Source organism: Acinetobacter sp. RG5, from assembly GCF_031844265.1.
GTDB lineage: Bacteria > Pseudomonadota > Gammaproteobacteria > Pseudomonadales > Moraxellaceae > Acinetobacter.
Genome location: NZ_JAUZUV010000013.1, coordinates 26,014 through 46,194, shown reverse-complemented (window position 1 = coordinate 46,194; position 20,181 = coordinate 26,014). Strand labels below are relative to the sequence as shown.

At 42.7% G+C, this 20,181-nt stretch carries 19 protein-coding genes and 1 other RNA gene; 6 read left to right on the top strand and 14 right to left on the bottom strand.

Going from position 1 to position 20,181, the window contains the following annotated elements; translation table 11 throughout:
* Positions 1–174: 174 nt before the first annotated feature.
* The 11 genes from Q9R21_RS11275 to ssrA all read right to left on the bottom strand — a co-directional run bounded on the left by Q9R21_RS11275 (position 175) and on the right by ssrA (position 7,765).
* Positions 175–2,601: a DUF927 domain-containing protein gene (locus Q9R21_RS11275; protein WP_311204499.1), complete on the bottom strand. Its 2,427-nt coding sequence runs from the start codon at positions 2,599–2,601 to the stop codon at positions 175–177.
* Complete coding sequence (locus Q9R21_RS11270; RefSeq protein ID WP_311204498.1) at positions 2,594–2,896, bottom strand: hypothetical protein; 303 nt, start codon at positions 2,894–2,896, stop codon at positions 2,594–2,596. Before Q9R21_RS11270 ends, Q9R21_RS11275 begins: the two co-directional genes overlap by 8 nt.
* Positions 2,889–3,194 carry a hypothetical protein gene (locus tag Q9R21_RS11265; RefSeq protein ID WP_311204497.1) on the bottom strand — a complete coding sequence of 102 codons (306 nt, stop codon included), beginning with the start codon at positions 3,192–3,194 and terminating at the stop codon, positions 2,889–2,891. Before Q9R21_RS11265 ends, Q9R21_RS11270 begins: the two co-directional genes overlap by 8 nt.
* Positions 3,191–3,433, bottom strand: coding sequence for a hypothetical protein (locus Q9R21_RS11260; RefSeq protein ID WP_311204496.1), 243 nt, complete (start codon positions 3,431–3,433; stop codon positions 3,191–3,193). The genes Q9R21_RS11265 and Q9R21_RS11260 overlap by 4 nt, the downstream gene beginning before the upstream one ends.
* A gap of 9 nt (positions 3,434–3,442) precedes the next feature.
* Positions 3,443–3,811: a hypothetical protein gene (locus tag Q9R21_RS11255; protein WP_311204495.1), complete on the bottom strand. Its 369-nt coding sequence runs from the start codon at positions 3,809–3,811 to the stop codon at positions 3,443–3,445.
* The gene (locus Q9R21_RS11250) at positions 3,804–4,313 is read right to left on the bottom strand and encodes a BRO family protein (RefSeq protein WP_311204494.1); all 510 of its coding nucleotides are present in this window, start codon (positions 4,311–4,313) and stop codon (positions 3,804–3,806) included. The genes Q9R21_RS11255 and Q9R21_RS11250 overlap by 8 nt, the downstream gene beginning before the upstream one ends.
* Entirely contained in the window at positions 4,310–4,528 is a 219-nt protein-coding gene (locus Q9R21_RS11245) for a helix-turn-helix domain-containing protein (RefSeq protein ID WP_279666845.1), read from the bottom strand. Before Q9R21_RS11245 ends, Q9R21_RS11250 begins: the two co-directional genes overlap by 4 nt.
* Positions 4,529–4,532: 4 nt before the next feature.
* Complete coding sequence (locus Q9R21_RS11240; protein ID WP_311204493.1) at positions 4,533–4,748, bottom strand: transcriptional regulator; 216 nt, start codon at positions 4,746–4,748, stop codon at positions 4,533–4,535.
* A 96-nt stretch (positions 4,749–4,844) separates the two neighbouring features.
* Positions 4,845–5,846 carry a hypothetical protein gene (locus Q9R21_RS11235; RefSeq protein ID WP_219309742.1) on the bottom strand — a complete coding sequence of 334 codons (1,002 nt, stop codon included), beginning with the start codon at positions 5,844–5,846 and terminating at the stop codon, positions 4,845–4,847.
* Positions 5,847–5,997: 151 nt separating this feature from the next.
* Positions 5,998–7,227 (bottom strand): tyrosine-type recombinase/integrase, encoded by a 1,230-nt coding sequence (locus tag Q9R21_RS11230; RefSeq protein WP_311204492.1) that lies wholly within the window; start codon positions 7,225–7,227, stop codon positions 5,998–6,000.
* Between the two features lie 179 nt (positions 7,228–7,406).
* Positions 7,407–7,765: a transfer-messenger RNA gene (ssrA, locus tag Q9R21_RS11225) on the bottom strand.
* Between the two features lie 130 nt (positions 7,766–7,895).
* On the opposite strand from ssrA, the gene glpK reads away from it, so the two are divergent.
* Positions 7,896–9,380: a glycerol kinase GlpK gene (glpK, locus tag Q9R21_RS11220; protein ID WP_311204491.1), complete on the top strand. Its 1,485-nt coding sequence runs from the start codon at positions 7,896–7,898 to the stop codon at positions 9,378–9,380.
* A 79-nt stretch (positions 9,381–9,459) separates the two neighbouring features.
* Here glpK and Q9R21_RS11215 read toward each other — a convergent pair whose 3' ends face one another.
* Positions 9,460–9,957: a thioesterase family protein gene (locus Q9R21_RS11215; protein ID WP_004646146.1), complete on the bottom strand. Its 498-nt coding sequence runs from the start codon at positions 9,955–9,957 to the stop codon at positions 9,460–9,462.
* A gap of 105 nt (positions 9,958–10,062) precedes the next feature.
* Here Q9R21_RS11215 and hemB point away from each other — a divergent pair, with 105 nt between their 5' ends.
* Both hemB and thiO read left to right on the top strand, forming a co-directional pair.
* A complete protein-coding gene (hemB, locus tag Q9R21_RS11210) occupies positions 10,063–11,076 on the top strand; it encodes a porphobilinogen synthase (protein ID WP_219310012.1) in 1,014 nt (337 codons plus the stop codon).
* Positions 11,077–11,091: 15 nt separating this feature from the next.
* Positions 11,092–12,216, top strand: a complete 1,125-nt coding sequence (thiO, locus tag Q9R21_RS11205; RefSeq protein WP_311204490.1) for a glycine oxidase ThiO — start codon at positions 11,092–11,094, stop codon at positions 12,214–12,216.
* On the opposite strand, the gene Q9R21_RS11200 is transcribed toward thiO, so the two are convergent.
* The gene (locus Q9R21_RS11200; protein ID WP_311204489.1) at positions 12,205–13,110 is read right to left on the bottom strand and encodes a TIGR01777 family oxidoreductase; all 906 of its coding nucleotides are present in this window, start codon (positions 13,108–13,110) and stop codon (positions 12,205–12,207) included. The two genes, thiO and Q9R21_RS11200, sit on opposite strands and share 12 nt — an antisense overlap.
* A 155-nt stretch (positions 13,111–13,265) precedes the next feature.
* Positions 13,266–13,724, bottom strand: coding sequence for an ABZJ_00895 family protein (locus tag Q9R21_RS11195; protein WP_311204514.1), 459 nt, complete (start codon positions 13,722–13,724; stop codon positions 13,266–13,268).
* A 469-nt stretch (positions 13,725–14,193) separates the two neighbouring features.
* Between Q9R21_RS11195 and Q9R21_RS11190 the strand changes: the two genes are divergently transcribed.
* The 3 genes from Q9R21_RS11190 to Q9R21_RS11180 are packed head-to-tail and all read left to right on the top strand — an operon-like array spanning position 14,194 to position 20,165.
* On the top strand, positions 14,194–15,447 hold the full coding sequence (locus tag Q9R21_RS11190) for an exonuclease SbcCD subunit D C-terminal domain-containing protein (RefSeq protein WP_311204488.1): 1,254 nt from the start codon (positions 14,194–14,196) through the stop codon (positions 15,445–15,447).
* 9 nt (positions 15,448–15,456) lie between these two features.
* Entirely contained in the window at positions 15,457–19,053 is a 3,597-nt protein-coding gene (locus Q9R21_RS11185) for an AAA family ATPase (RefSeq protein WP_311204487.1), read from the top strand.
* 5 nt (positions 19,054–19,058) lie between these two features.
* On the top strand, positions 19,059–20,165 hold the full coding sequence (locus tag Q9R21_RS11180; protein WP_404976596.1) for an acyltransferase family protein: 1,107 nt from the start codon (positions 19,059–19,061) through the stop codon (positions 20,163–20,165).
* Positions 20,166–20,181 lie beyond the last annotated feature (16 nt).

The window sequence follows — 20,181 nt, the reverse complement described above, 5'->3', positions numbered from 1 at the left end:
AGGGTGTTACCTATATTTTTTTGCTTGGGTAACGATGGGTAACATGGGTAACAAATGAGGGAAAATTTAGAACTTGTTACCTCTGTTACCTGTTACCATTTTCAATAGGTAACGCCTGTAAGCCTTTATTCATGCGGTTGTTACCTGTGTTACCTCTGTTACCTTCGTTTTTTACTATTCCCAGCTAAAAATAGCCTCTTTGACGGCGTAAACCTTCACTGCGTTTTTTCGTGATGGGATTCTTGCGGTCTTGCTGGTCTTGCCTGTGTCATGCTCAAGTAGGTTGTAAGCTAGTAAGGCCCTTGCTGCTTTGCGACTGTCATAACCTTTGCAGACTTCATTTTTAAACTGCTCAGGCAATACATAAAATATCTTTTCGCCGTTCTCTATCTTCCAGTAGCCGACACGGTTATTGATACGCTCGATATGATCGGGATCGGGTGTAATGGCTTCAAAACGACTTGATTCATTCGCCTCAAAGAATGCTTTAACATGGGTCACAATTTCCCGATTCTCATAATCTCCGACCTGCTCAAAACTGCCCAGCCATTGATTAAATACCTTTTGTACGGCGTTAAATGCTGTGCCTGCTTTCCAGCCTGTAATATTGGCCTTTGTTGCCAGCTCCCCAGCCGTTGCCACCAATGCAAAGTAGTTAGCCACTCGGACAATATGCCCTTGCGACTGGTTCACGGTTAAGACTTGGCGATACTGGTCTAAAAGCTCTCTAGCTTCGTCCATGCGCTCGCCTTTGTTGCTGGTCAGATACTCAAGCCATGCAATGCCAGCCACGCCGTAGCAGTCTGCCATGCGCTTACTCAGTTCAATTGCTTGTTTTGGTGCATCCTCTGCAAAGTCTATACTGTCAAAAATACCGTACTCAGACTGATCTATATCAATATCAGCCAAGCGTATTTCTTGTCCCAGCTTAGTCTTTTGGCCTTGCTCGCTCATAATGTCTTTAAGGCTTTTCTCCCCACTGGATAAAAATATAACTTTCCACTGGTGCATAGGCTTTGCTGTGATTTGCTTAGTCATGCGACCTTTGCCCATGCCATTTGCAAGCATATAAACAATGTTTCCTAGCTCTTTGGGGTTCGCTATCTCTCCGATTTCATCCAGCACTAAAAAACCATCATTGTGCATATAGGCGGTATGCTCTAGGTTGTTGCCTGTTGCTCTCCATGTACGATAGAAGTTTTTAGGATTTCCCCACACGGAACTCGCAAGGTTTAATGCTGTGCTTTTCCCTTTGGATGACCCGCCCTTGATATGAAAGCCACCGCCTTGCTGATTAAGAGGGTCTAGCAGTTGTCCAGCAAAGGCCGTACACAATGAAAAAGCCAACAAGCTATGATTCTCTGCCAATTGCGCTACATTGCTTCGCCATTGCTCTAATGTGCCTCTGCTTTGATAGTGGTTAGCTAAGGCATTGTTAGCCTGATAAACAATTAAATCACTGCTGCTTTGTCCGATCTGCTTATGAGGTAGTACAAATACATCATCATGCCAGCCGACCCGATCCACACATAAGGCATATTGACCTGTTTGATAACTCATTAAATAGCATTGAAAAAGGTTTCTTGCTCGTTGGTCAGGTGCAATCATTACACCCTGATAAGACAATGCTTTGCGTAGGTCTGCGCCGTCCGTTTGGAATAGCTCCATAGATAGGGCCTGTGTGTGTTCTACCTCGTTGTCATCCTTCCACTTGAGCAATACACCCCAATTATTACTAGAATTATCCCTAGTCTTTGCAACGACCAATACAGGGCTTGAGATAAAACGCTTGTGGCTTATGCCGTTCTTATCTTCATCAACAAAATAAAGCCCATCCTGTGTGATGTGGAAATGTCCGTTTTCCCATTTCATCGGTTTAGCCAAGTGGCCTTTAGGCAAAATACTTTTTATCGGTAAAGCCTCTATAGCTTCATCAATAAACGCCAGCACCTCACTTACACTTTCATCCTGGCTTAATTCAATCTGGAACTGATTTACACCGATTCTTAAATACTGACATAGCAGTCTAACTGCCGTGTTTTGCTCCAGCTTTTTAAATGGCTCAAGGTGCATTTGTTCAATTCTGACAGGTAGGTAAAGCTGCTTATAGCCTGCCTGTGATAGTTGGTTAATAACGAACTGTATTTGTTCAAAATCAAACGGCTTGAGTTCTGTTTTATGGTTGCTGCATAGGGTAGGCAGTAGCACCAATACAACGGCGTAGCCAGTCTGTGCGACCTTAAAGAAAGCCTCTAGGCTGTATGTGATAATGACAGGCTGGGCATGGTCAAAATCGCCATGCCTTGCAAAACCTCTAGCCAATCCATCAGGTATGACGGCCACGCGCTGCCCATCTTGCATGACTGCACATTGAACAAGCTCCATTTGCCCATCATAGATAGGCAGAACCAAAGGCTGTTCATAGGTAACGCCATTAATGGTGACGTTACTATCATCAACATAGATCGGTTGCTCAGGACTGCCAAAACGCTGTATTAATGGATGTGATGAATAGGCATCATTAAACGATACAAGCTGCTCACATTCAGCTAAAATAGCTTCGGGTGTTATTAGTTCTTTGGGGTGGTCATAATCAAGCATTGTGACTACTCCCTTTCATTTTCTCCCATTCTGCACTCAGTCGTTTCTCGCCTTGTGCCAATTTCTGCATGTTGTCGTAGCTTAATTGCTCAAGTACACCAAAGCACCGTGTTATTGATTGAAAATAGACTTCTTCCAATCCTGTAAGTTCTGGGAGCAGGGTTATTTCATTTTGCAAAACTTGCAGCATATAGCCGATGGGTTCACTGCGTTCCAGCATTTCGCTATACACGTCCGCCATATCGCCAGCATCATAAGTTTTAGGTGTATTTGTAGAATTGATTTGATTAGGCATGAGAATGCGCTCCGTTTGAATTTAAGGGAGCTTTACCATTCACGACCAAGTGAGGGTGGCAAAGCTGAAAAGGGTTGGTCGATAGGCTCAAACGGATACCTACACACTCGAAAGTGTCCCTCTCCAGCTCCGCCATAACATGCGAACGCATAGAGATATTACGCACAAAAAAAGCCCTTTCGGACTGTGCGCCGTTTGAATCATAGCCGACCAAAGCTAACTTTGAGATTTTGCCCAAAGCCCGATTAATATAACCATACTTGGGCATGTTAGCAATATTGAATAACTTGTTTTTCATGCTTCTGCCCCTCTCAAGTAAGCATCAATAAGCTGCTGTAAGCTCTCCCCATGCAGCACCATAACGCCAGTAGCTTGAGGGTTTTGCATAAGTTGCTTCATACCGTCATCAATGGCCTGAACTCCATCGCCTACGGTGATTAGTTCGATAAAACTACAAGCCTCATTGTTTACGATTAAATCCGCCTCAATATCTGCCTCGGTGTTAGTGCGATATGAAGCCAGTACAATATCTTTCATGCCTTCACCTCACTGCACACGGTTGATATGAATATCTGAATTAATCAAAACGCCGTCATTTGATAATCCGACTTGCTGGCGGTTATCCATCATCTGCAATAAACGCTGTTCTGCTTCTTCAAACGAAATGCCGAAATGCTTTGCAATGTCCTCTAACTGGTACATAGGTTCGCCGTCATCCGTGTAACCGCTTGGCGGTGGTAGTAGGTTTAGTTCTTTGGCCTTTTGGTGCATCTCTGCTTTGATATGTTCAGGCGTGTAATGCATGGTCAAAATGAGGGCCTGCTCTGTGATGGGGTGGTGTTCCCCATACTGGGCCAGCATTGCTTTGTAATGGTCAAACGCTTTGAAAAACTCAGGGTGTACATATTTATTCATGGTCTACCCCTTCAAAAGTGAACTGTAAATTTGCTTTGCATGTTTCAATACGGACGGCGTTTAAATGCTTTTCATGTTTACGGCGGTGCATACCTAAACTGTGAAACGTGCCTTTGTCCTTAGATACCTTTTCTTGCATACATAAGCGGTTTAATTCTTCATAAGCGGTCTGACGTGCTGAATAGCTTCCAGTCTTGCGAATAGTCGGCAATACCTCAGAAAATACCCAGTCTTGAAAGTTCAATGCTTGAGGCTTATTGGATCGGAATATGATGCGGTAAAGATTCGGCTCATTAATAAATTTGAGTTTTTGAACACCGCCACCAGTAGGGGTGTGGTAATCCGCCACACCCTTTTTATCCAGTTCACGGAATAAACGAGAAGTTCGGCTTATGTCTAAGGATTTATAAACATCAGTCAAACAAAACCACGGTTCTTTATTCTCATCTAAGACAACTCTCACGCCGTTATTATTAAAATCAAAGCTAATAGATGGTTTCATGCTGCCACCTGCTTAATTAGTTCATAACGAGCATGTGAGCCGATGCCTGAATAATTGCGCTCACGATGGGTCACAATGTCATAACCTGCATTTCGTAAACGCTGAATAATTGCGCTCAATCGGTAGCAGTTGAAAAGGTCGATAGCCTCAGCTTGTGAAATGGTTTTGCCTTGCTTGAGATAAGTCAGGACTTGTTTTAATTGGGTGCTATTCATGTTCTTATGCTCCCATCACTGCAAGGCTTTGCTTTTGGCTGTTATGCCACTCTACAAGCTCGGCATAATCAAAATAGACTGGTGCTTGTTTGGTATCCCCTGTTTTGATTGGTCGCGGGAATGCTGCGTCAGTACGCACGATATGACGCAATGATTCACGGCTTATGTCCAGTAGCTCACAAGCTGTTTTGAATTGAACGCGGATTGGTTTGATAGTCATAAAAAAGCCCACTTATACAAAAATATAGTGGGTTTAGTTTGTTGTTTATTAAATCTTTATAGTTCTAGTTAGATTTTACCAGCGCCTAGTTAGAATTTATTTGGTATTTTCATGAGCTAACTTTAGCCAATCCCCTACAACATCCTTGCTTAAGGGTGTTCCTAGTCGGTCAAGCACACCCATTATTTCCTTGTTGGAATTTCCATAAGGTTGAGTAATATCTAGTCCGTTCAATTCACACAAGGCACTAATTATTTTTGAAGCATTGTTAGCCGTTCTGGGGTGTAAAATATCAATCTCTTTTACAGGTTTTTCTTTTTGAAATAACTTTTTGATTAGCAAATCAATATCAGCTTTCAAAAACCCTTGCTGGAAAATTTCATCTGTATAAAAACTGCCAAATATGTCTTTTTCTTTTTTATCAGCCTTCCAATAAAACAAGTTATCACTAATAAAAAATCTGCTTTCAGTTGGTATACAACTATCGTAAAAACCATCTCGGTAGTTTTTTATTTCTGCTTGAATAAGCCCTTTGATACTAAGCGAACTATCTAAAAAATCATAAATACCACTTTTCACGGAAAATATATTTTCTTCATGAAATACTAATCCGACATTATCTTCATCTAACAATAGTATGCAGGAGGCTTTCTTAATTTTAATTAACCTATCTATAGAATCTTTTTTACTTAATAATTCTTTGTATTCTTCTTTTTCTTTGACTAGCTCATAGCACTTTCTGAGTGTATCTAATTTCAGCATTGGGTCTTTGCTATCATACTCTTTAGGAAAAACTTTCTTAAAAAACTTATAAGCTAGTAAATTTAATTGCTCATCAAAACTTTTTTGAGCATAAATAGTATTATCTTCTCTTTCCTCAAAATCCACCTCGATACTTTGATGTTCTTTTAGCTGTGTGTACTCATCAGCATTTATAAAAAAGCCTGCAATTGCTTTGAAGTCAGTAATTGCCTTATATTTAATAGGAATTTCATTTTCTAAACAGTAGATTAAAAAGGTTCTTCTATCTATATTTAAATCAGTTTGTTTATTAAAATAAGATATGGCCTGCTGTTTATTTAAAAATTCTAAATTCAAAATCAATGCCTCCCACAGCACCCCCAAAGATGACTAGGTAAACAAGTTGGGTACTTGCTTGTCGGCTGGCCTGCCTATACCTAGCAAAACAAATATAATCTATATTTCCCTATATTTGTGCATTTATTGGCTAGTAGTGCGACAAGTCTTGTCACTTCGCCTTTTTAAATTGAATAATGCTCTGATCCGCAATTTCTTCTAAATGGTTCGCATACCATTGCATCATATTGGCTCTGTCATCTAAATATTGAGCCTTGTTATACACCCCTGCTACACCGTCCTTTACGTGTGCCAGTGCTGCTTCGATATGACGTTCATCAAAACCACGATTGTTTAATAAGGTGCTGGCAATATGCCTAAATCCATGCGGTGTCTGTCTGCCCTCATACCCCATACGGCGCAAAGCCATAATGAAAACGGTGTCTGACTTTGGCTTACTCTTATCCGATCTGCTCGGAAATAAATAATCTGAATTAGTTTGGTAGGTCTGCAACTCTTTTAATATTGCTAATGCTTGAGTGGATAAAGGTACGATATGCTCACGGCGTTTCTTCATACGCTCGGCTGGTATATTCCACACCCCTTGATCTAGGTCGAACTCCTGCCACTTGGCTTCTCTTAGCTCGGTAGGTCGGCAGAACAACATAGCTAAAAGCTGCAATCCCATCCGAACGTCCATAGTTGGATAATTATTGATTGCCCTAAGTAGTGCTGGGAACTCCTGTTCACTCACATGCGACATATTTTGCTTAATGCCCTGCTGTAGGAACTTTTGCAGCCCCTCTAATGGGTTGTAATCAATACGGCCTGTCACCTTTGCAAAATCGTATATATCACGACACATAGCCCGAACTCGATTTACTTGTTCATAGATTCCCTGCTTTTGTTGAATACCTTTTAAATGATTCATCCATTCAATAGGCTTTATGCTGGTGTACAAGCGTTTCCCAAAAATCGGGAATATATGTTTTTCTAATGCACCCTTGTTTCTTATCATGGTGTCATGTACCCAAGTATTTGCTTTTGTGTCCAGCCATTCACGAGCCAATACTTCAAAGGTAGCATTATTCTGCTCAAGCTCTTTGCGCTTGCGTTCTTGTTTGGTAATGATTGGATTATCGCCGTGCGAAATGTCTTGAACTATCTCAGATGCTTTTTTTCTTGCACCCTTACCCGATAATTCAGGATAAGTACCTATTCCAAGCCATGACCATTTCCCATCAGCTTTTTTATATCTGAATAACCATGCTTTTTTACCATCAGGCTTTACACGGAAATATAAGCCTTCGCCGTCCAGCTCCCTATACTCTTTTGATTCGGGTTCAAGGTTAGCCAGTACGGTATCTGATAACGGTCTACGTTTAATTTCTGTTCTTTTCATGGCTTGTACACCAACGGATTCAATAAATCTTGCAATGTACAAGACAGTGTACACGGTGCATGTACACTGTAGCTAGTTATATTTAGTTATGTTTAGGCAAGAAAAAAGGCTCAATCCCTTTAGAATCAAGCCTTTTCGTTTTAAAACTTGGCATATTTTGCCATGTTTTGTTAGGTATTTGGTGGAGGTGGCGGGAGTTGAACCCGCGTCCGCCAGCACTACGCTCGAGAATACTACATGCTTAGATATCGTCTATTATTTTAACTCTTTGTGACCCGACGAACAGGGTACAAATCGCGATCCTCTTGATTTAGTACAAAGCCCCGAGGCTTGGCTTTATACGGACTTGTGTGCGTGCGCTTCAGTCGGACTCTCTAACCACAAGTATTCGGAGAGGCGGACAAGCTGCCCTTAGGCAGCTAGAGCGTATGATTCGTCGTTTGCGACTAAAAAATGCAAATTTGATTTACGAGAGAAAATGCGCTCTCGGCATGCATCTATGAGTTTCATCACCAGCGTCGAAGCCAGAAACACCCCCAAAGTACAAGGCAATCATAGCATAAATGTCAAAAATTACGATGTATTTTCTGAACATTTAAACAACTTGATGCGCTTAATTACATTATTGCGCTAATATTTTACTTTTCAAGCCAAATAACAGAAAAATTATGAGCTACCTTCTGGCCCTGGATCAGGGAACTACGTCAAGTCGGGCTATTATTTTTAATGAACATGGACAAGTTCAGGCAACGGCTCAACGTGAAACGCATATCCACACCCCACATTCGGGCTGGGTAGAACAGGATGCACAGGAAATCTGGAGCTCACAGATTGCTGTGATACAACAAGCTTTAGCAACTGCAGGTATTCTGGCAAAAGATATTAAAGCCCTTGGCCTGACTAACCAGCGTGAAACCACTGTAGTCTGGGATCGTCGAAACGGCAAACCGCTCGCTCCGGCAATCGTTTGGCAAGATCGTCGTACGTCTGATTGGTGTAACCGGCTGATTGAACAAGGCCTAATGTCCAAAATTCAGCAAAAAACAGGCTTATGGATTGATCCTTATTTTAGTGCGGGAAAATTAGTCTGGTTTTTAGAGCATGTTGAGGGAGTACGGCCACTCGCTGAACAAGGCCATGTGGCATTTGGTACTATCGATAGCTGGCTGATCTGGAATCTGACCCAAGGCGCAGAGCACGTCATTGAAGCCAGTAACGCTTCTCGTACCATGTTGATGAATCTGCAGCAACAGTCGTGGGATGAAGAGCTACTCGAGCTGTTTAATATCCCTGCTTCGGTCTTGCCGAAAATTATCTCTTCTGATTGTTATGTCGCTGACACTGCTTCTGGCTTACTTGGGGCCAATATTCCCATTACCGGAATTTTGGGGGATCAGCAGTCTGCACTCTTTGGCCAGTCCTGTTTTGAGGTGGGTAGCGCAAAAAACACCTATGGTACTGGCTGCTTTATGCTGTTCAATACTGGACATAACATTCAGCTTAGCCAGAACAAGCTGCTTTCTACTCTCGCCTGGCAAGCCCAAGGCCAAACTACTTATGCGCTCGAAGGCAGCGTATTTATGGCTGGTGCTGTAGTGCAATGGTTACGCGATGGCCTCGGAATTATTCAAAAAAGCAGTGATGTGGAAAAACTGGCGCATCAGGTCGAGCATAGTGACGGCGTGGTTCTGGTTCCCGCATTTACCGGACTGGGCGCGCCGCATTGGGATAGTGAAGCACGTGCCTTACTCTGTGGCATGTCACGCGGTACGACCAAAGCGCATATCGCTCGTGCCGCATTAGAATCAATCGCCTTTCAGGTATCGGATGTGCTCAGTGCGATGCAATCTGATATTGCACATCCTCTTAAAGAACTGCGGGTTGATGGTGGTGCCAGCAGCAATGACATGCTGATGCAATTTCAGGCCGATATTCTGAATGTACCGGTACTGCGTCCGAAAATGCAGGAAGCTACTGCTTGGGGCGCGGCCGCTATGGCCGGATTAAAAGCTGGCGTATTTTCAAACCTGAATGAAATTTCCCAGTCCTGGCAGCTGGACCGTGCTTTTGAACCCAAAATGCAAAATGACGAAAGAGAAATGCATTTAGCCAAATGGCAAAATGCCTTGAAACGGGCTAAATCTGATCTCTAAATCTTCAAGGTTCATATTTGATCATCATAAAAAAGCACTGTTAAACAGTGCTTTTTAGCTTCCTCAATTCACGATTTCATTAATAGGCATAAGACGCAATCGCTGTTGCAATCGCCTTATCTTCATCATTAACCATGGTCATGCGCATGGTGCAGCCCTTACGCCCCAAACGTAAGGTTTCTGCACGTGCAATAAAATATTTGCCACGTCCAGGCGCCAGATAATCCACCCGCATATCGACCGTCGCCAGACGCGACACTTTTTTAATGGTATCTGCAATCGTTTCCGGTTCAGCTTTTTTATACAGTTCGCCCATGGCCACAATACCACCGACGCTATCCAGTACAGTTGCAGCCAGACCGCCATGCAGAATCTGGAAAGCCACATTACCAATCATGAAATCCTGCATTTCTACATAGGCCTCAATCTGGCCCTCGACCACCCGCATGGTCATGCCGTTATGCTTAAAAAAAGGAGAGCTATTAAAAGCATGTACCAGCTGGTTCAGGACTACATCAATATCCACTTTCGAGCCCAGATGTATATTACCGGTCCAGTTTCTCTCTGTCTTACTCATCACTTTGCCCGAATCCACCACAATAAAAAACCGCTAATTTATGCCCAAAAATTTGAGTTAGGGCTACAATAGAGGCCTAGTTTAATACTGATTACTGAGATTTTTATGACTTATACGTTCAATCGTCCCGCGTTTCCTGCAACTCGCATGCGTCGTATTCGTAAAAATGAACATTTACGTTCGATGGTTCGTGAAACCCATCTCGCGGCAGATCATCTCATTTATCCAGTATTTGTCCTGCCAGGAAAAAACCAGACCCAAGATATTCCAAGTATGCCGAATATCCAGCGCCTGTCAGCGGACTTGTTGTTAAAAAAATCAGAACGTCTGCTGGAACTCGGTGTCAATAAACTGGCGCTATTCCCCGTCACCCCACAAGAAGATAAAAGCCTGACTGCAGAAGCCGCATGGCGTGAAGATGGTCTGGTGCAAAACACCTTACGTTTATTGAAAAAAGAACTGCCAGAAATGGTGCTGATTACTGACGGCGCATTAGACCCGTATACCACGCATGGTCAGGATGGCATTATTGATGAGAACGGTTATGTCTTAAATGATGAAACGGTCGAGTGCCTGATTAAACAGGGCTTGAGCCATGCCGAAGCCGGTGCAGATGTATTTGCTCCAAGTGACATGATGGATGGCCGGATCGGTGCGATTCGTCAGGCCTTTGAGCAAAATGGTCATATCTATACTTCGATCATGGCCTATTCAGCCAAATATGCATCAAGTTTCTATGGCCCGTTCCGTGATGCAGTCGGTTCTGCCAGCAACTTAAAAGGCGGCAATAAATACAATTACCAGATGGATGTCGGTAACCGTGCTGAAGCCCTGCATGAAATTGCGCTGGATATTCAGGAAGGTGCAGACATGGTGATTGTTAAACCGGGCATGCCTTATCTGGATATCGTCCGCGAAGTCAAAGACACTTTTGGCGTACCAACCTTTGTCTATCAGGTCAGTGGCGAATACGCGATGCTGGCTGCGGCAATTCAAAATGGCTGGTTATCTGATAGCGTCATTTTAGAATCATTGATGAGCTGTCGTCGTGCCGGTGCAGATGGTATCTGGACCTATTTTGCTGAAGAAGCTGCGCTTAAACTGAAAGACATGAAGTAAAAGGATTTCGGCGCAATGCATATTGCCATTGTCGGCGCTGGCATCACCGGTTTGATGTCGGCGCTGGAACTGCTTGAACAGGGATGTTCTGTTACTCTTTTTGATCAGCAGGCCGCCGGACAGGCTGCCTCCTGGGCTGGAGGAGGTATCCTCTCCCCGATGTATCCGTGGCGTTATCCCACTGCTGTAAATGCTTTGGCCCGACATGCCAAACCCATGTATCAGGACTGGAATCAAAAACTGCAACCTTTCACTGGCATCGATTTCCAGATTCATGAAACAGGTATGCTGATTTTTGATGAAGCCGATTTTGAAATCGGTTTAAGTTATGCCGCAACACATCAAGAGCCGCAGCAACAGGCCGAATTACTTGATCAGGCTAAACTGCAACAGATCAATCCCAAAGTTGATAATAGCAAGTTTAAACAGGCGATTTATTTTCCTGAACTGGCCAATATCCGTAATCCACGGTTATTACAGTCGATCATTCGCTATTTGAAGCATCATCCTCGTGTCACCTGGCAAGAAGATTGTAAAATCACTCGGCTCAATATTCAGCAAGGCTGTGTAAAAAGTATCTCAGATGAACATGGCCGGATTTTTCAGGCAGATCAGTATGTGTTCACAACCGGAGCATGGTCGCAACACTGGTCACAGCAACTTGGTTTGGAAATTCCGGTACAGCCGGTTCAGGGCCAGATGCTGCTGTTTAAAACGCCAAAAAACTGGCTGCCGACCATGTGCATGCATAAGGTGATGTACCTGATTCCACGTCAGGATGGACATGTTTTATGTGGTTCCAGTATGCGTCAGGTCGGTTTTGACACCTCGCCTTCTGCCGAAATTCGGCAGGATATTTTACAGGCGTGCATCGAGATGGTACCGGAACTGGCAGATTTTCCGCTGGTCAAGCAATGGGCCGGATTAAGACCCAGCTCACCCGATGGTATTCCCTATATTGGCAAAATTCCCAAGCTACACAATGCTTGGGCCAATTTTGGACATTTCCGGAATGGTTTATGCATGGGGCCGGCATCAGGCAAACTACTCGCTCAACTCATCCTTAAACAAATGCCAATCGTTGATCCAGCTCCTTATGATCCTGTCCGTTTATTAGAGCCCAGTCGTTTAGTGCTTTAGAATATTGCTCAGTGCTTCTTTCAGGGTTGGATAATGAAACTGGAATCCAGCCTCCTGCAAGGCTTTGGGCTGTACATACTGACCGTTTAATACCAGTTGTGACTGTTCTCCCAGCATCATTTTCAGACTGCATGCGGGTAGTGGAAGTAAGGGTTTGCGCTTCAGAATCTGGGCCGCAGTTCGTGCAAACTGGGCCTGACTGCTTTTTTCTGGCGCGACCACATTAAAGATCTGCTCGGTTGTATCCTCGAGCATCAAGAATTCAATCGCACGCAGTACATCCTCTAGATGCACCCAGGTCACTGGCTGACGTCCATGACCAATTCGCCCGAACAGATTCAGCTTAATCGGCAATAGCATCTGCGGAAGAATCCCGCCACCTTTACCAAATACCACCGCAAAGCGAACAATCTTGGTGTTCTGGTTAGTATAGGACAAGGCCAGCTGTTCCCACTTCGCACAGAGTTCAGACATAAAAATATCTTGTGGCGGACTTTGCTCCGTGCAGACCTGTTCCCAACGCTCTGTCGGATCAATACCATAATAACCAACCGCTGATGTTGAAATAATCCGTTTCGGTCTAATCTGATTTTTTTCTAAATAATCAAAAACCTTTTTGGTGGTGTCTAAACGGCTATCCAGCAATTTCTTTTTACGCGCTGCCGTCCAGCGGCCTTGACCAATGCTTTCGCCAGCCAGATTGACCACATAATCAATCTGATGCTGTTTTAATTCTTCCAGCTGGTTAATCCAGTGGAAGTCCGGATGTGGTTCACGTTTATTTTTCTGACGGGTCAGACCAATCACCCGATAATCCCGTTCCAGTAAAAAATGCACGAGATGACTGCCAATAAAACCACTCGCTCCCGTCACCAGCACTACAGGTTTATACATTCGTCATTCTTCGCCTTATTATTTTCTTGATTTAAATTATACGCCACTCATCTTTAGCTTTTTAAACCGAGAAGATCTTTGTAGTGGAGAATTTGTATCTTTCATCATTCAATCAATTTATGAAGATCAGTCGTCACACAATGATTCATCTATACTCACTGAGGTGGATGGCCAAACATTTTCTCTGCCATACGCTGGGCCTGCTTGCCATAAAACCAGTAGGTCAGCAGATACAGCGGAATTGCGATCATCAGGAACATGATCAGCACAATACTCATAAATTGTGGCTGCTGTAGATACAACAGAAAGTTCTGCCAAGCATTCGGATTGGAACGGGTGGCGATAACAATACCGAGCAAGAGAAATAATAAATTATAGCCCCAGTAAATCAGGCTAAACCCGAGGGTGAATTTTTTACGCTCTGCTTGGGTCGGGGCACGTTTTTGCTGTTTTAAAAATTTAAAAAGCACCCAAATCATGGCTACCAGATACGGAACAATCGTCAAGACTGCACCCATGCCCATCGGCAGCAAGGCTGCGAGTACACCGCAAATACAGGTAAAAATAAAACATATAACGAAAAACCAGATAAAATAACGACTTAGCGGCAACATATGCATGACTCAGTGATCTTCAACAAGCTAGTATAAAAAAAATCAGGTTTTTTTTCATTTTATTGTCAACCATCCACTACAGGGTGACGTTATATAGGGTACAAGGTACAAAAATTTGGACTGGCATCCACGAATTTTTGCTGACCTTTAGAGCTAAAGCAATAAGTCCAGTGTACAGGGAAATTTTGAATAGCAGCCAAAATCTTCATGTAACACAAATTTGACCGACGATTTCATCATCACTCGAATCGTCGGTTTTTATTTTTTAAAATCCCTATTTCTAAAATCTGAGGGCTTGCAGAACCTTTAATATCTGATGATCTGGATACAACCGTCCATTAATATCCATACTGATCAAAATAAATTCAGCCTCCAAATCACAAACAATTCACTGAAATATCGATTTCAAGTAGATTTTTACCTGTGCTTTTTCCTATAGTAGCAAGGCAGATATCTTGGGGTTCATTACATGGCAGTTCATTTTCTTCACACTTCCGATTGGCATCTGGGACAATTTTTCCATAACCATGACCGTGAATTTGAACATGCGCAGTTTTTGACTTGGCTACTTGAGCAAATTAAAGCAAAGCAACCGCATGCCTTGCTGATTGCCGGCGATATTTTTGATGTGATCAATCCCGCTTCCAGTGCGCAAAGACAGCTGTACCAGTTTCTGGCCGATGCCCACGATCTGGCGCCACATATGCAGACCCTGATGATTGCAGGCAATCATGATTCCGGTTACCGGATTGAACAGGTTGAACCCTTGCTGGCCAAATTCAATGCCAAAGCTGTGGGAATCGTAGGCCGCACTGCAGAAAATACCCTGAACCTGGATCGTCTACTTATTCCTATTTATGATCAGGATAAAAATATCATCGCCTGGTGTCTGACCCTGCCCTATTTACGCAGTGCCGAAATTACCGGACTGAATGAACATACCAACAATAATCAGAACGCGATCAGTTATCTGCATCAACAACTGATTGCTGAAGCCAAAGCCCGCAAACAGCCACATCAGGCACTGATTTTAATGTCACATGCGCACATGCAAGGTGGTGAGACCTCCGACTCTGAACGTCCGATTATTGTCGGCAATGAAGAGGCCCTGTCGACGGCGCTGTTTGATGACATGATTGATTATGTCGCGCTGGGGCATTTGCATAAACCACAAAAGGTTGGTCAGCCGCATATTCGCTATAGTGGCTCCCCAATTCCGCTGTCATTTAGTGAGATTAATTATAAGCATCAAATAGTTGAAGTCAGGATTGACCCTCAATTAGAAGATGAGGCACGTTTTCAGTTTGAAGCTTTGCTTATTCCACGCAGTGTCCGCCTGCATCGACTCCGTGGTGAACTCAATGAAATCTTTGAGCAGATTCGAACCCTTGAACATGGGGAAATTGAAGCAATTGATCAACGTGAATATATCGATATTGAATATCATACGGCAACGCCTCCTCCACCCAATTTAAGACAAACTTTTGAAGATGCACTTCCGCCGAACCGCTATCGACTGGTGCGCATTTCACGTCAATATCAAGCTATTAATCTTGATGATGCACAAGCTCAGAAGATCCATTTAGAGCCGCCAACACCCAAAAGACTATTTGAACAGCTTTGGCTCAAACAGGGTTACAGCGCCGATGATTCGGTGCTGAAAGATTTCCTCAGCCTGATTATTGAGGCGGAAAAAAATATTGATGCTAATGAAACACCATAAGGATATGCCATGAAAATTTTATCTATTCGTATAAAAAACTTGGCATCGCTTGCAGGTGAACATTTTATTGATTTTGAAAGCAATCCACTTGCCAGTGCAGGCTTAATCGCAATTGTCGGTAAAACAGGTGCCGGAAAGTCCACGATTCTGGATGCAATGTGTTTGGCACTGTTCAATCGTGTACCTCGTTTAAAAGATAGCGATGGCAAACTGACTGATATCGATGGTTCTGAACTTCTCACCAATTCCCCATTAACTGTTTTGCGTCGCGGTACAGGCATTGGTTTTGCCGAACTAAGTTTTGTTGCACAAAATCAAAAAGTATATTCAGCTCGTTGGGAAATTAAACGTGCACGAGAAAATCCCACAGGCAAATTGCAAAGTGTGCAACGTTCACTGAAATGTCTGAGTGATGGCAATATTCTTGCCGATAAAGCTAAAGCGGTAGAAGCTAAAATTCTGCAAATTACTCAGCTGAGTTTTGAGCAATTTACCCGTGCCGTTTTATTGGCTCAATCTGAAGTGACCGCATTTTTAAAATCACGGGATACTGAACGTGGTGAACTGCTCGAATATCTGACCAACTCCAGTATTTTTGGCAAAATTGGTCAATTGGCATATGAAAAAACCAAGGAAATCGCCAATCAGCGCAAAGCTTTAGAAGTCAGACTCGGTGATATCGAGACTTTGTCGGAAGAAGATTTAGCGACTATAAGCGATCAATTCAATACAATCTGTACTGAATACAAAAAATTAGAACAAGAAAAATCGGCACTCGAAAAAAACCAGCGATGGTTTGAACAAAAGCAAAAGCTGGAAAATGATGTTCAGCAACGACAGCGTCAGCATGTGGAGCAACAACAAAAATTTGATTTACTGAATACAGAACGTGGCCGTCTAAAACAACTCGAAGTTTTTGCATCCATCCGTCCAAGTATGATCCAGCAAGAAAAAACACAAACAGAATTAGCTCGGTTAAAATCTCAAATTCAAAGTACTGAACTACAGTTTCATACCATTCAGCAAGTTTTTGAGCAAAAACAGACTGCATTTAAACAGATTGATGAACAACTCAAAGCGCTACAGCATTTTGAACACACCCATCAGCACCGTATTGACCAAGTCCGTCACTGTATTCAAGAACGTGAATTCATTGGTAAACAGTTTGTTAAAGCAAAATCTGTATTGGACGAGTTTCAAAAAGAGTTACAGCCCTTAATCCTTGTACAAACTCAGCTACACAAGGAATTAGCGCAATTCAAGTCAGATCAGCAAAAACAAACCGAACAGTTGAATCAAACGATGCAACTAAGCAGTTTAGATGATGGACTTTCCGCGCATCTCACACAGTTACAACGATTTATTCAGCATTACCAAAGTTTTGAAAAACAATATGGCGATATTGCTTCTGCTAGAACTGATTTAAGTCAGAAAAAGCAGCAATTGGAATCACTACAACAACAGTATGGCGATGACCAAAAAATTGATCACCAACTATTAGAACTTCGCCGCGATCAGGCAAAAAATTTGGAGCAACAACATCAATTCAGTTTAATTCAAAATCAATTTAAACAATGGCTACAACAACGCTCTGAACAGCATCAACTGCAAACAACGTGCAATGCGCTCGCACAGCAGAGTGCCCAAAGTAAAATCCAAGTTGATTTGCAAGAACAGCAATACCAAACCCATAAACTTGAACGTGAAAACTTACAACGCATGCTGCAACAACAGCGCTTATTACATGCTGAAAATATTGAGAAATTACGCGAGCAATTGATTGATGGAGAAGCATGTTTAGTCTGTGGCAGTTTACATCATCCATTTAAAACTGATCTTTCTGCACTATCGAGTGAGCTCGTCAATTTGCAAGAGCAACAAGAGCAGCAAGCGATTCAAATCGAACAAGACAGTTTTAATGCTTGGCAAAAGATTCAGCAATTACACACACAGCAAACAGCATCTTTGAGCGAACAGCAAAAACGTCTCGATGATTTAAATATTCAACATCAACAGCATGAACAGGCGCTTTATCAAAGCTTCAAAAATACCCAAATTCAAATAAACTTAACCCAACAATCTGAACAGATTGAACAACAACTGCTTCAAGTCAATCAAATCCTGCAACAAGAAAAAATAACACTTGAGGAAAATATCAAACAACTCGATGAGGTTGAAAAAACACAACGGAATTTAACCCAAAATATTCAGCAAATCTCACAACAACTGTCGATTGTTCAACAAGCTGAACAGAATATTCAATACCTTCTAGACCTGCTCACTGCTGATCAACGAAATGCTTGGCATAAGCAAACCTTAACTGTTGCACAACACATTGTGCAACAATTGCATGAGCGTCAGCATCTGTTGCAGAATCTTGAGACTTTAAATCAGCAACTGAATGAGAAAGCTCAACTACTCGCTCAAAAAAATAACGAGATTCAAGCCAAAAATAATCAGATTGAAATCGCTGAAAAAGATAAAGTTGAATTTGAGCGTCAAGGACAAGAGAACAAGGAACTTGCCGTTCAGCTTATTTTTGAGATGACTCAAACTTGGGTCGATAAACCACATGAATGGCTGACTCAACACGATGAACAGCGTAAAAATTTACAGCTGCAATATCAGAAAATACAACAAAGTTTCGAAACAGCTCGTCAACAATTTGATAGCCAACAACGGCAGCTTGATCAACTCAAAATTCAGTTGGCTCAACTTGAAACACAGCATCATGCTTGTGTTTTAGAAATCGAACACTGGTTAAATCAAAATTTAGATTTTAATCATGCTTTGATTTCACAATTAAGCCTCATTTCAACTGAAGAAACTCAAAAACTACGTCAACATATTAAAGATATCGAACATGCCTTGGTCGATGCAGCATCCGCCCTGAAAACCACACAACATCTGCTCGCACAACATTTACAAACTCAACCTGAAGTACAAATCTTACAGATTGAGCGTGCCATTGAACTGAACCTTAAAGCTTTAGCAGAGCGACAAGAACAGCGTGACCAACTTAAGACCAAGTTAGATGTTCACTACTCGAACCTAGATAAGCAAAAACAATTTGCTGAACAAATTCAGCAAATTCAAACTGAAGAATATCGCTGGAATAAAATTTCCAGTCTTATGGGGGATGCCACAGGCAAAAAATTCCGTGATTATGCGCAGCAATATAACCTTGATATTTTGCTTGAATTTGCCAATCAGCAACTCGCGATGCTGTCTCAGCGTTACACCTTAAAACGTTTAGACAACTCACTCAGTCTTGCCATTATTGACCATGATATGGATGGTGAAACCCGTTCTGTTTCATCGCTTTCTGGGGGTGAGTCATTCTTGACCGCCCTTGCCTTGTCTTTAGCAATTGCCAATATGGCTTCAGGCTCCATGAAAATAGAATCCCTTTTTATCGATGAAGGTTTTGGCACCCTTGATGCATCTTCATTACATATGGTGATGAATGCACTTGATCAGTTACAAAGTCAGGGACGTAAAGTGGTCGTAATCTCACATATTCAGGAAATGCATGAACGGATTCCAGTACAGATTCAGGTCAAGCCTGTTGGTGCAGGCGCCAGTACCATTCAGATTATAGGTTAGCGATGATTCACCCTGCCCCGAACACGCTCTCGCCCTATTTCAGCTTACAGCTTGAGAGCCTACGGGGTATCAGTGCCATTGTGGTGTTATTCAGTCATTGCTTTCAGGCATTTATTGCGCCTTTCGATACCAGCATTTATTCATGGATACGCCTGCTTGGACAGGCTGCAGTCATGATTTTCTTTGCCTTAAGTGGCTATCTGATCGGCTATTCGATCCAGCACAACATTCATCAGCATGGTCAGTTCAATCTGCACCGTTATGCTCGACAGCGTTGCAGCAGAATTTTACTACCCTTTCTGTTTGCCATGGGGTTGACCCTGGTTCTCTATCTACTCGCTCCACTATTATTTGCCAGCCATACTCATGCTTTTCAACACAGTTTTGGCATGATGATCCGGACTGACTATAATGTAGACATGATGGAATTTATTGGTTCGCTGCTATTTTTGAATGGCTTTGTAACACCAACGGTTTCAGCCAATGCTGCGCTCTGGAGTCTGAGCTATGAAGTGTGGTTTTATGTGCTGGCCGGATTCCTACCTTTTTTAAAAAATTCGGAAATCGCCAAAATCGGATTTTTTATGGTTCTGGCTATACTGTCATTACTGAACATCCAGTTTTTTATTTATTTTCTGGTCTGGCTTAGTGCCTTTGCCTGTTCATTTCGATATATCCAGCTACGTTTTTTAAACCGCTTACAATCGGTCAAATTAGCCCTAGTCGGCTTGGCATTTCTAATCGCCTGTTTTGATGCTTACCAGTTTCAGCTGATTTATGAGGCTCAGCAATACCGTGCTGCGAATTTTGCCCCTTTTAATTTCTGTATGGGTTTGGCCTTTAGCTGCTGGCTGGTACAGCTCCAGCATCAACGTAGTCACTACCATCCGGTCTGGGTTCAATCCGCAGACTTTTCCTATACCTTGTATGTGACCCATTTCCCCTTACTTTTATTTATTTTGGGCTGTATTCCGGCAACTTTAGGCTATGGTCTGGGGGGAGCAGTTTTAGCCTTGCTTACGAGCATGTTCGGCATAATAGTCTTTGCCTGGCTGATGGCTAAATGGCTCGAACCAGCCAGAAAAAAAGCGTTATCCAATACCCTGCGATAACGTTTTGCTGCAAAAA